Origin of the sequence: Enterobacter cloacae complex sp. P14RS, from assembly GCF_014895895.1 — a bacterium.
Lineage (GTDB): Bacteria > Pseudomonadota > Gammaproteobacteria > Enterobacterales > Enterobacteriaceae > Enterobacter > Enterobacter bugandensis.
Map to the genome: position 1 here is coordinate 144,459 of NZ_JADBQM010000001.1, position 11,119 is coordinate 155,577.

At 55.2% G+C, this 11,119-nt stretch carries 10 protein-coding genes; 7 read left to right on the forward strand and 3 right to left on the reverse strand.

Going from position 1 to position 11,119, the window contains the following annotated elements:
* Positions 1–60: 60 nt before the first annotated feature.
* From lon to IM295_RS00725, 5 genes are all read left to right on the forward strand, one after another.
* Positions 61–2,415 carry an endopeptidase La gene (lon, locus tag IM295_RS00705; RefSeq protein ID WP_023334706.1) on the forward strand — a complete coding sequence of 785 codons (2,355 nt, stop codon included), beginning with the start codon at positions 61–63 and terminating at the stop codon, positions 2,413–2,415.
* A gap of 210 nt (positions 2,416–2,625) precedes the next feature.
* Positions 2,626–2,898 carry a nucleoid-associated protein HU-beta gene (gene hupB, locus IM295_RS00710; RefSeq protein ID WP_002444653.1) on the forward strand — a complete coding sequence of 91 codons (273 nt, stop codon included), beginning with the start codon at positions 2,626–2,628 and terminating at the stop codon, positions 2,896–2,898.
* Between the two features lie 212 nt (positions 2,899–3,110).
* Positions 3,111–4,982, forward strand: a complete 1,872-nt coding sequence (gene ppiD, locus IM295_RS00715) for a peptidylprolyl isomerase (protein WP_028012162.1) — start codon at positions 3,111–3,113, stop codon at positions 4,980–4,982.
* A gap of 148 nt (positions 4,983–5,130) precedes the next feature.
* The gene (locus tag IM295_RS00720) at positions 5,131–5,511 is read left to right on the forward strand and encodes a helix-hairpin-helix domain-containing protein (RefSeq protein ID WP_045259901.1); all 381 of its coding nucleotides are present in this window, start codon (positions 5,131–5,133) and stop codon (positions 5,509–5,511) included.
* Positions 5,512–5,608: 97 nt separating this feature from the next.
* On the forward strand, positions 5,609–6,007 hold the full coding sequence (locus IM295_RS00725; RefSeq protein WP_014830880.1) for a YbgC/FadM family acyl-CoA thioesterase: 399 nt from the start codon (positions 5,609–5,611) through the stop codon (positions 6,005–6,007).
* Between the two features lie 61 nt (positions 6,008–6,068).
* On the opposite strand, the gene queC is transcribed toward IM295_RS00725, so the two are convergent.
* Together queC and IM295_RS00735 are read right to left on the reverse strand one after the other, a co-directional pair.
* Complete coding sequence (gene queC / locus IM295_RS00730) at positions 6,069–6,764, reverse strand: 7-cyano-7-deazaguanine synthase QueC (protein ID WP_023332238.1); 696 nt, start codon at positions 6,762–6,764, stop codon at positions 6,069–6,071.
* A gap of 66 nt (positions 6,765–6,830) precedes the next feature.
* Positions 6,831–8,531, reverse strand: coding sequence for an SgrR family transcriptional regulator (locus IM295_RS00735; protein WP_193066079.1), 1,701 nt, complete (start codon positions 8,529–8,531; stop codon positions 6,831–6,833).
* Positions 8,532–8,632: 101 nt separating this feature from the next.
* Between IM295_RS00735 and cof the strand changes: the two genes are divergently transcribed.
* The gene (gene cof, locus IM295_RS00740) at positions 8,633–9,451 is read left to right on the forward strand and encodes an HMP-PP phosphatase (protein ID WP_028012168.1); all 819 of its coding nucleotides are present in this window, start codon (positions 8,633–8,635) and stop codon (positions 9,449–9,451) included.
* 42 nt (positions 9,452–9,493) lie between these two features.
* On the opposite strand, the gene IM295_RS00745 is transcribed toward cof, so the two are convergent.
* On the reverse strand, positions 9,494–10,540 hold the full coding sequence (locus IM295_RS00745; RefSeq protein ID WP_193066080.1) for a PLP-dependent cysteine synthase family protein: 1,047 nt from the start codon (positions 10,538–10,540) through the stop codon (positions 9,494–9,496).
* Between the two features lie 115 nt (positions 10,541–10,655).
* Here IM295_RS00745 and IM295_RS00750 point away from each other — a divergent pair, with 115 nt between their 5' ends.
* The gene (locus tag IM295_RS00750; RefSeq protein WP_008503307.1) at positions 10,656–11,114 is read left to right on the forward strand and encodes an Lrp/AsnC family transcriptional regulator; all 459 of its coding nucleotides are present in this window, start codon (positions 10,656–10,658) and stop codon (positions 11,112–11,114) included.
* Positions 11,115–11,119 lie beyond the last annotated feature (5 nt).

Genomic DNA, 11,119 nt, shown 5'->3' on the forward strand with positions numbered 1-11,119 from the left:
ATGTGAAGCACTGTGACATGACCAGCTTACCTGGCGGACACTAAACTAAGAGAGAGCTCTATGAATCCTGAGCGTTCTGAACGCATTGAAATCCCCGTATTGCCGTTGCGCGATGTGGTGGTTTATCCGCACATGGTCATACCCTTATTTGTAGGGCGGGAAAAATCTATCCGTTGCCTCGAAGCCGCCATGGATCATGATAAAAAAATCATGCTGGTGGCCCAGAAAGAAGCATCAACGGATGAGCCGGGTGTAAACGATCTTTTCACCGTCGGGACCGTGGCCTCTATTTTACAAATGCTGAAGCTGCCGGACGGCACCGTGAAGGTGCTGGTCGAAGGCTTACAGCGTGCGCGTATTACCACGCTGTCAGACGATGGCGAACACTTCTCTGCCAAGGCAGAGTACCTTGATTCGCCTGAACTTGATGAGCGCGAGCAGGAAGTGCTGGTACGTACCGCGATTAGCCAGTTCGAAGGCTATATCAAGCTGAACAAGAAAATCCCACCAGAAGTGCTGACGTCGCTGAACAGCATCGACGATCCTGCGCGTCTGGCGGACACCATCGCTGCACACATGCCGCTGAAGCTGGCTGACAAACAGTCCGTGCTGGAGATGTCCGACGTTAACGAACGTCTGGAATATCTGATGGCGATGATGGAGTCTGAAATCGATCTGCTGCAGGTTGAGAAGCGCATTCGTAACCGCGTGAAAAAGCAGATGGAAAAATCTCAGCGTGAGTACTATCTGAATGAGCAAATGAAGGCCATTCAGAAAGAGCTGGGCGAGATGGACGACGCACCGGACGAAAACGAAGCGCTGAAGCGTAAGATCGACGCGGCGAAGATGCCGAAAGAGGCGAAAGAGAAAGCCGAAGCAGAACTGCAGAAGCTGAAAATGATGTCTCCGATGTCGGCTGAAGCAACCGTCGTGCGCGGTTACATTGAGTGGATGGTGCAGGTTCCGTGGAACGCCCGCAGCAAGGTCAAGAAAGACCTGCGTCAGGCCCAGGAGATCCTCGATACTGACCACTACGGCCTGGAACGCGTGAAAGACCGCATCCTTGAGTACCTCGCGGTACAGAGCCGTGTAAACAAAATTAAAGGCCCAATTCTGTGCCTGGTAGGACCGCCGGGGGTGGGTAAAACCTCTCTGGGCCAGTCCATCGCCAAAGCGACCGGACGTAAGTACATCCGTATGGCGCTGGGCGGCGTGCGTGATGAAGCGGAAATCCGCGGTCACCGCCGTACCTACATCGGTTCTATGCCGGGTAAACTGATCCAGAAAATGGCGAAAGTGGGGGTTAAAAACCCGCTGTTCCTGCTTGATGAGATCGACAAAATGTCGTCGGACATGCGCGGCGACCCGGCGTCTGCTCTGCTGGAAGTGCTTGATCCAGAACAGAACGTGGCGTTCAGCGATCACTATCTGGAAGTGGACTACGACCTCAGCGATGTAATGTTCGTGGCAACGTCCAACTCCATGAACATACCGGCACCGCTGCTGGACCGTATGGAAGTGATCCGCCTCTCCGGTTATACCGAAGACGAAAAGCTGAACATTGCTAAACAGCACCTGCTGCCGAAGCAGATTGAGCGTAACGCGCTGAAAGCCAACGAGCTGACCGTCGAGGACAGCGCGATTATCGGCATCATTCGCTACTACACCCGTGAAGCGGGCGTGCGTAGCCTTGAGCGCGAAATATCTAAGCTGTGCCGTAAGGCGGTAAAACAGCTGCTGCTGGATAAGAGTCTGAAGCACATCGTGATTAACGGTGACAATCTGCATGCCTACCTGGGCGTTCAGCGCTTCGACTACGGCCGCGCGGATAACGAAAACCGCGTGGGTCAGGTGACCGGTCTGGCATGGACGGAAGTGGGCGGCGATCTGCTGACCATCGAAACCGCCTGTGTGCCGGGCAAAGGCAAGCTGACCTACACCGGCTCGCTGGGTGAAGTGATGCAGGAGTCCATCCAGGCTGCGCTGACCGTGGTGCGCGCGCGCGCGGAAAAACTGGGTATCAACCCTGATTTCTACGAAAAACGCGACATTCACGTTCACGTTCCTGAAGGGGCGACGCCGAAAGATGGCCCAAGCGCGGGTATTGCCATGTGTACCGCTCTGGTTTCCTGTCTGACGGGCAACCCGGTACGTGCCGATGTGGCAATGACCGGTGAAATCACCCTGCGCGGTCAGGTTCTGCCAATCGGCGGGTTAAAAGAAAAACTGCTGGCGGCACACCGCGGTGGGATCAAAACCGTATTGATCCCTTACGAAAATAAACGCGATCTGGAAGAGATTCCGGACAACGTGATTGCCGATCTGCAGATCCATCCTGTTAAGCGAATTGAGGAAGTTCTCAGTCTCGCACTGCAGAATGAACCCTCCGGAATGCAGGTTGTAACCGCAAAATAGTGACCTCGCGCAAAGAGCGTCAATAAAAACAAGGCTGGTAAGTCATTTCGCACTTGCCAGCCTTTTTTTGTATAGCTAATTTAGATTGCTGATTAGGTCAGCCATCAACAACGGGTGTTGTAAGGTCATGGCAGGCCTGATATAACTGCTGCGCGGTCGCGTTGTGAAGGACTCAGGCGCGATATAAATTATAAAGAGAGGAAGAGAACAGTGAATAAATCTCAACTGATTGACAAAATTGCTGCTGGTGCTGATATTTCTAAAGCTGCAGCTGGACGTGCGTTAGATGCATTAATTGCTTCTGTTACTGAATCTCTGCAGGCTGGGGACGACGTTGCACTGGTAGGCTTCGGTACTTTTGCTGTTAAAGAGCGTGCTGCCCGTACTGGCCGCAACCCTCAGACCGGTAAAGAGATCACCATTGCTGCTGCTAAAGTGCCGGGTTTCCGTGCAGGAAAAGCGCTGAAAGACGCAGTAAACTGATTGCTTTCCCGTTTCAGGGAAGCCGGATAGTACAAGGGCGCATCGTTTGATGTGCCTTTTTTGTTTGTCCAGACCTGATTTGTGCGAGTTTATGCGAGTTGTGGGCTGACAATCGCCCCGTTTTCTTGTCACAATACGCCTTCACGCGCGACGGGCAGGATTTTCCGTCAGCGTCAGGTAACCAGTCACCTACAGCGGAGTGTTGTTACACCATGATGGACAGCTTACGCACGGCTGCTAACAGTCTCGTGCTCAAGATTATTTTCGGTATCATTATCGTGTCGTTCATATTGACCGGCGTGAGCAGTTACCTTATTGGCGGTGGCGCGAACTATGCCGCAAAAGTGAATGGCCAGGAAATCAGCCGTGGTCAGTTCGAGAATGCTTTTGCCGGTGAGCGTAACCGTATGCAGCAACAGCTGGGCGACCAATTCTCTGAACTGGCGGCGAATGAAGGGTACATGAAAACCCTGCGCCAACAGACACTGAACCGTCTTATCGACGAAGCGCTGCTGGATCAGTATGCCAAAAAGCTGGGCCTTGGCATCAGCGACGAACAGGTCAAAAAAGCGATCTTCGCCACTCAGGCATTCCAGTCTAACGGTAAATTCGACAACGCGCGTTACAACAGTATCGTTAACCAGATGGGCATGACGGCGGATCAGTACGCGCAGGCGCTGCGTAACCAGCTGACAACCCAGCAGCTCATTAACGCTGTCGTGGGTACAGATTTCATGCTTAAAGGTGAAACCGACGAACTGGCCGCGCTGGTGGCCCAGCAGCGCGTGGTCCGTGAAGCGACCATTGATGTGAACGCCCTGGCGGCGAAACAGCAGGTGAGCGACGCAGACGTTAATGCTTACTACGAGCAGAATAAAAACGCCTTTGTTTCTCCGGAGCAGTTCCGCGTCAGCTACATCAAGCTGGATGCAGCTGCGCTGCAGGAAAGCGCGTCTGATGCCGAGATCCAGTCTTACTACGACCAGCATCAGGATCAATTCACTCAGCCGCAGCGTAACCGCTACAGCGTGATTCAGACCAAAACTGAAGCAGATGCTAAGGCGGTACTGGATGAGCTGAACAAAGGCGCTGATTTCGCCACCCTTGCGAAAGCGAAATCCACCGACATTATCTCTGCGAAAAACGGCGGTGATATGGGCTGGCTGGAAGACGCAACCACGCCCGACGAGCTGAAAAATGCCGGCCTGAAAGAGAAAGGCCAGCTGTCTGGTGTGATTAAATCATCCGTTGGTTTCCTGGTCGTGCGTCTGGACGACATCACCCCGGCGAAAACCAAGCCGCTGGCTGAAGTTCGTGATGATATTGCCGCGAAAGTGAAACAGGAAAAAGCCCTGGATGCCTACTACGCGCTGCAGCAGAAGGTGAGCGATGCTGCCAGCAACGACAACGAATCTCTGGCAGGTGCAGAGCAGGCGGCGGGTGTGAAAGCAGTTGAGACCGGCTGGTTTGGTCGCGACAACCTGCCGGAAGAGCTGAACTTCAAACCGGTTTCTGATGCCATCTTTAACGGTGGTCTGGTGGGCGAGAACGGCACGCCGGGCAGCAACTCTGACATCATTACCGTTGACGGCGATCGCGCCTTTGTTCTGCGCGTCAGCGAGCACAAGCCAGAAGCGGTCAAACCGCTGGCGGAAGTGAAGGATCAGGTCGTCGCTCAGGTTAAGCACAACAAAGCAGAACAGCAGGCTAAACTGGACGCTGAGAAGATTCTGGCCGATCTGAAAGCGGGTAAACAGGACGCGCTGAAAGCGGCAGGTCTGAGCTTCGGTGAGGCGAAAACGCTGAGCCGTACCGGTCAGGACCCAATCAGTCAGGCCGCGTTTAGCCTGACGCTGCCGGCAAAAGACAAGCCAAGCTTCGGTACCACCACCGATATGCAGGGTAACGTTGTTCTGCTGGCGCTGGACGACGTGAAAGCCGGCACTCTGCCAGAAGCGCAGAAGAAGGCGATGGTTCAGGGCATTACTCAGAACAATGCTCAGATTGCTTTCGAAGCCATGATGAGCAACCTGCGTAAAGACGCCAAAATCAAGCTGGGCGATGTCATGACTCAGCAGCAGTAATTACGTGTCTGCTCGCAGATTTTCGTAACGCTCTGCAAAAACTAAAGGCCGCTTTCGCGGCCTTTTCCATTTCTGCAATCTGCTGTTTGTGCCTGTTTTCACAGGCGGCTATCGTTGCGTGGCTGTCAACAAACAAGGAGATAACAGCATGAAATGTGGAATCAAAGCACTGTTAATTACGCTGGCTATTGCCACCACCGGGATGAGCGCGGGCGCGCAGGCGGCGGCGACCGCCGCCAAACCACAGGCTACGCAGAGCAAGTCTGACGCGGCTGCGCCGGTACAAGGGCAGACCAAAGCGGCTGACGCCGGTAAAAATGCGGATGATGACGGTACGCGGGTCAGCATTAACTCGGCCTCGGCAGAGGATCTCGCCCGCGCAATGAATGGCGTGGGCCTGAAAAAAGCGCAGGCTATCGTCAGCTATCGTGAAGAGTACGGCCCATTCAAAACGGTCGACGATCTCAAACAGGTTCCGGGCATGGGCAGCGCGCTGGTTGAGCGCAACCTCTCACACCTGACACTGTAATAACGCAATTTCTTGCACTGCGGCAAAAGTTTGCCAGGATAAAGAGGTCATACCAGTTATGACCTCTGATCCTAAAACAATGAAAGGCTATTGCGCTATGCAGACAAAAATCAAAGTACGCGGTTTCCATCTTGATGTTTATCAGCACGTCAATAACGCTCGCTATCTTGAGTTTCTTGAAGAAGCGCGCTGGGACGGGCTGGAAAACAGTGAAAGCTTTCAGTGGCTGACCGCGCACAACATCGCGTTCGTGGTCGTCAATATCAACATCAACTATCGCCGTCCGGCCGTGCTGGGCGATGTGCTCACCGTGACCAGCCAGGTACAACAGCTAAACGGCAAGAGCGGCGTGTTAAGCCAGGTGGTGACGCTCGATCCAGAAGGGCAGGTGGTGGCTGATGCACTGATCACCTTTGTCTGTATCGATCTGAAAACTCAGAAAGCGCTGCCGCTGGAAGGGGAATTGCGGGAAAAGCTGGAGTTGATGATCGTATAAGACATATTAAGGCGCACTCGTGCTGTCGACACCTGTTTTGCGACAGCACGGTCAAAAAACGCTATTTAAGCCCGGTCTTTTGCTTCATTGCCGCCATCACGCCGACTTTATCAGCCAGGTAATGGTTAAGCCCGTTAGCGCGCAGATTACAGGCGGCGCACTGGCCGCAACCGTCGCCTTTGATGCCGTTATAGCACGTGAGGGTTTCACTGCGAACCAAATCCAGCTTGCCCCAGTAGTCGGCCAGCGCCCAGGTTTCGGCTTTATCCAGCCACATGAGCGGGGTTTCAAAGCGCGTCTCTTTCGCCATCCCCAGATTGACGGCGTGGTTGAGCGCTTTGACAAACTCATCGCGGCAGTCCGGGTATCCTGAGAAGTCGGTCTCGCATACGCCCGTAATTACCGCTTCGGCTTTTACCTGATAGGCATAAATCGCCGTCAGGGTCAGGAACAGAATATTCCGCCCCGGCACAAACGTGTTCGGAATGCCGCTGGCATCGGGTTCGTAGTCCGGTACAGGAATACTGTCCCGGGTGAGGCTGCTGACGGCCAGTTCATTTAACAGCGTAACGTCCAGCACCTTGTGCGCGCGTGCCCCCAGTTTAAGGGCCAGTTCACGGGCAACGTCGATTTCAGCGCGGTGACGCTGGCCATAATCGAAAGTCACACAGTGAACTTCATCATACTGATGAAGGGCCTGAACCAGGCAGGTTGTAGAGTCTTGTCCTCCGCTGAACACGACGACGGCACGTTTCATAAATCATCTCGACTGTTACGGTAAAACCGTTATGTTACCGTCTGGCTACGGCGGCGACCAGCTTCTTCACGATTTGGGGGCGGGTAGCCAGGCTTCGGTAAAATCAAACCAGCCGCGGGTGTTGAGGCGTATGCCGTTGACTCCCGGCGGGGCGCTGATTTGATATTGATAGTTAAAAAGTGGCGTCAGCACCGCATTCTCCATCAGGCGGTTGAAAATGGCTTGCAGGCCGGCGTGTCGGTCCCGAGATTCGGCCTGAGACTGCACCGCATCCAGCGTGGCTTGCAGATGGGCGTAGGCCGGTGCGCTTAACACGTGCGGCCACAGGGCATCGCAGCGCAGCCACTGCTCAAGCGTATACGCTGGCGCTTCGCCAATCAGCCTGTCCCCCATCATGATGTCTGCATCGGCAAGCTGCTGGCATCCGTCCCACGTCTTGGCGTCGTGGAAGATGACGGTCAGGTCACAACCCTGTTGCGCCAGGTACGCCTTTAACTGGCTGGCCATGGTGTGAAGCTCAACGGGAAGATGGTAAACCAGCGTCAGCGCCTCAGGCAGGGCAACGTCCGTTAAGTCAGGCCATTCGGGGATTGTCCAGCCGGGAAGCAGTTCCCCGGTGGGCGTAATGAGTCCTTCGTTGAGCGGAAGCGTGTGCAGAAGCCTGGAGAGATGGATGATATTGATAAGCCGCTTCGCCTGGATCTCACTCAGACGCGCGCTCTGTTTCAGCGTGAGGTAACAGAAGCCCAGGCTGGTGCTGCTGCTGACCAGCCTCAGGGTTTCAAGCTCATCGGCCTCGCCAATCGCGATTTGCACCGGGTGACGACAGCTGGTGCCCAGCCTGTAATCAAACAGCTGGGGGGTGATCCAGTATTCGATGGCTTTGAGCAGCGGATGGCTCAGGTGGTATTGCTCATGGCTTTCCAGACGAACCAGGTCGAGCTCAAAGGCGGCCAGCCGGAAGGGGCCGCAGCCAAGTTCAGGATAGTCGGGATGCGCCAGACGGCTGCAGTAGGTTGCCAGCCTGTGCGCCAGCCAATAGTCCGGTTGATGCAGCGTAAATGTCAGACACTGTGGATGCGTTGTTTCGATACGTAAAACGCTCCTGAACAGGGTGCGCAGGGCGGGAAGCGTCAACAGTGCCATCAGGCTTCGCTGGAGCTGCGCCGTTTCTATTTTATCGCCGTTATGCCAGTGCAGGGTGGAGCGAATGTAGAAATGCCAGCGCAGCCCGTCAGCAGAGACCTCCCAGTGATGCGCGAGATCGCCCGTGGGTTCACTGCTGTTACCGTTAAAACGCGTCAAGCCTGAAAATACCTGTCCCGCCAGATGCTGCTCCGCCCGGCCAGGCAAAAAGCCCGGCTGAAGCGGCTCCAGCGAGCGATAGTAGGGGATGCGCAGCGTCGGCGTGTCGTTATGCCACTGCCCGCCTAAAAACGGATGCAGCAACGATCTCAGCGCTTCAGGAGCAAGCTGGGCCAGCTCCAGCGCGTTATGCTGCTGCCCGCTTTTCAGCGCCTCTTCCATCATCGCATTGCGCAGTGACTCCGGGCTGGCATTGAACGTCAGCTCACCGCGCTTGCCGCGACCAGACCGCGCGTGCCAGCTAAGCCAGCCCGCCTCCTGAGCCTGACGCAGCAGGGTGCGGACATGCCGCTCGCTACAAAAACAGCGGCTGGCAAGCTCACTTATGGTGACCTGCTGTGGAGCGCCAGCGGAAGGTTGCCACAGGCGTTGATACTGGTTAAGACGGTTAAGCTGGCGCATAAGAAACCCGGAACAATAATTTTCATCTATTCACTATTACTTCCGTATATCTCACACGATACTGATGCACAAGTTAATCGCATCACATTTCAGGAGTAATCATGGCCCGCCTCGCTGCATTTGATATGGACGGTACGTTGTTAATGCCGGATCACCGTCTGGGGGAGAAAACGCTGAGTACCCTGAAGCGTCTGCGCGAGCGTGATGTCACCCTGACGTTTGCCACTGGCCGCCACGTGCTGGAGATGCGTCATCTGCTGGGCACGTTTTCCCTGGATGCGTTTTTAATCACGGGTAACGGAACGCGCATTCACACCGTTGAAGGAGAGGTGCTGCACCGCCAGGATCTCAACCCGGAAGTGGCGGATATTGTTCTGCACAGCACGTGGGACACGCAGGCCAGTATCCACGTATTCAACGATCAAGGCTGGTTTACCGGAAGCGAAATCCCCGAATTGTTGCACGCGCATGTTTATAGCGGCTTCAAATACCAGCTTATCGATCTGCGCCGGATCCCCGCCCACGCGGTTACCAAGATTTGCTTCTGTGGCGATCACGACGATCTTTGCCGCTTACGCATTCAGTTAAATGAGGCGCTGGGCGACCGGGCGCACCTGACCTTCTCGGCGGTGGATTGTCTTGAAGTCCTGCCGGTGGGCTGTAACAAAGGTTCAGCCCTGGCGGTGCTCAGCGACCACCTGGGCTTAACGCTGCAGGAGTGTATGGCGTTTGGCGACGCCATGAATGACCGCGAAATGCTGGGCAGCGTGGGGCGCGGTCTGATTATGGGGAATGCGATGCCGCAGCTGATCGCAGAGCTTCCTCATCTGCCGGTTATCGGACACTGCGGCAACGAAGCGGTGTCCCATTTTTTGACGCATTGGCTGGACAACAACAACCTCCCATATTCCCCCGAATAGTGAGACCCTTCCAGCAAGCCAGACTTCGGTCTGGCTTTTTTTTTATTTCAGCAGCTGCGCAATCTGCGCTTTCCACGGGGTGATGTCGCCGATGTTGGCCTGTACCCACTCCGCATTGTAGTAGGTCTCAAGGTAGCGCTCGCCGCTGTCGCACAGCAGCGTGACGATGGAGCCGGTACGGCCTTCCTCGCGCATGCGTGCCGCAAGCTGCAGTGCGCCCCACATGTTGGTGCCCGTTGATGCGCCCACCTTGCGCCCAAGCTGCGTTTCCAGCCAGTGCGCGGTGGCGACGCTGGCGGCGTCCGGCACGCGGAGCATTTCGTCGACAACGTCAGGAATGAACGACGGTTCCACGCGCGGGCGGCCAATTCCTTCAATTTTACTGCCCACCGGACTGCGCAGGCCGGCATCGCGGCTTTGCCAGTAGTCGAGGAACACGGAGTTCTGGGGGTCAACCACCATCAGCTGGGTATCGTAGCCCTGACAGCGAATGTAGCGTCCGATAGTGGCTGACGTGCCGCCCGTACCGGCGCTCATCACAATGTACGACGGAACCGGATGCGGTTCGTGGGTCATCTGGCGGAAAATACTGTCGGCAATGTTGTTATTGCCGCGCCAGTCCGTTGCGCGCTCGGCAAAGGTGAACTGGTCCATATAGTGGCCGTTTAGCTCGCGGGCGAGCATTTCAGAGGCGGCGTAGATTTCGCAGGCGCTTTCCACAAAATGGCAGCGTCCGCCGTAAAATTCGATCTGCTCGATTTTGCGTTTTGCGGTGCAGGAGGGCATCACGGCGATAAACGGCAGGCCCAGCAGACGAGCGAAATAGGCTTCAGACACCGCCGTTGAACCGGATGAGGATTCAATAATGGTCGTGCCTTCTTTGATCCAGCCGTTGCACAAACCGTATAAAAACAGAGAGCGCGCCAGGCGATGCTTCAGGCTACCGGTAGGATGGGTGCTTTCATCCTTCAGGTAGAGCTGAATACCGTCAAATCCCGGCAGGGAGAGGCGAATGAGGTGGGTATCCGCCGAGCGCTGGTAGTCGGCATTGATTTCGCTGATGGCATGTTTAACCCAGGTGCTATTCATCGTAGTTATCCGTTTGTCATTTTGTGCCCAGCATAGCGAAAAGCACAGAAAAAATTGTTGCTATCTGGCCTTTAAAATAGAATGAAGGGAGAAAAATTTTCTCTATGAGGTGGGTATGCTAGATAAAATTGACCGCAAGCTCCTTTCATTGCTGCAAAGTGACTGTACCCTCTCTTTGCAGGCGCTGGCAGATGCCGTTAATCTGACCACCACACCGTGCTGGAAGCGCCTAAAAAAGCTGGAAGATGACGGCATTCTTCTGGGGCGCGTCGCATTACTCGATCCCGAAAAACTGGGGCTTGGGCTGACGGCATTTGTGCTGATAAAAACCCAACACCACAGCAGCGAGTGGTATTGCCGCTTCGTCACTCAGGTGTCTGAGATGCCCGAGGTGCTCGGCTTCTGGCGTATGGCCGGCGAGTACGACTACCTGATGCGCGTCCAGGTGGCTGACATGAAGCGCTATGATGATTTCTACAAGCGGCTGGTGAACAGCGTCCCGGGCTTGTCGGACGTCACCTCAAGCTTCGCCATGGAACAGATTAAGTACACCACAGCCTTACCCATTGAATAACTTCG

What these genes read in the sequence shown, in the direction of transcription:
- lon (WP_023334706.1), top strand. Translation starts at nt 61, where the DNA reads ATGAATCCTGAGCGTTCTGAACGCATTGAAATCCCCGTATTGCCGTTG.
- ppiD (WP_028012162.1), top strand. Translation starts at nt 3,111, where the DNA reads ATGATGGACAGCTTACGCACGGCTGCTAACAGTCTCGTGCTCAAGATT.
- IM295_RS00720 (WP_045259901.1), top strand. Translation starts at nt 5,131, where the DNA reads ATGAAATGTGGAATCAAAGCACTGTTAATTACGCTGGCTATTGCCACC.
- IM295_RS00725 (WP_014830880.1), top strand. Translation starts at nt 5,609, where the DNA reads ATGCAGACAAAAATCAAAGTACGCGGTTTCCATCTTGATGTTTATCAG.
- queC (WP_023332238.1), bottom strand. Translation starts at nt 6,764, where the DNA reads ATGAAACGTGCCGTCGTCGTGTTCAGCGGAGGACAAGACTCTACAACC.
- IM295_RS00735 (WP_193066079.1), bottom strand. Translation starts at nt 8,531, where the DNA reads ATGCGCCAGCTTAACCGTCTTAACCAGTATCAACGCCTGTGGCAACCT.
- cof (WP_028012168.1), top strand. Translation starts at nt 8,633, where the DNA reads ATGGCCCGCCTCGCTGCATTTGATATGGACGGTACGTTGTTAATGCCG.
- IM295_RS00745 (WP_193066080.1), bottom strand. Translation starts at nt 10,540, where the DNA reads ATGAATAGCACCTGGGTTAAACATGCCATCAGCGAAATCAATGCCGAC.
- IM295_RS00750 (WP_008503307.1), top strand. Translation starts at nt 10,656, where the DNA reads ATGCTAGATAAAATTGACCGCAAGCTCCTTTCATTGCTGCAAAGTGAC.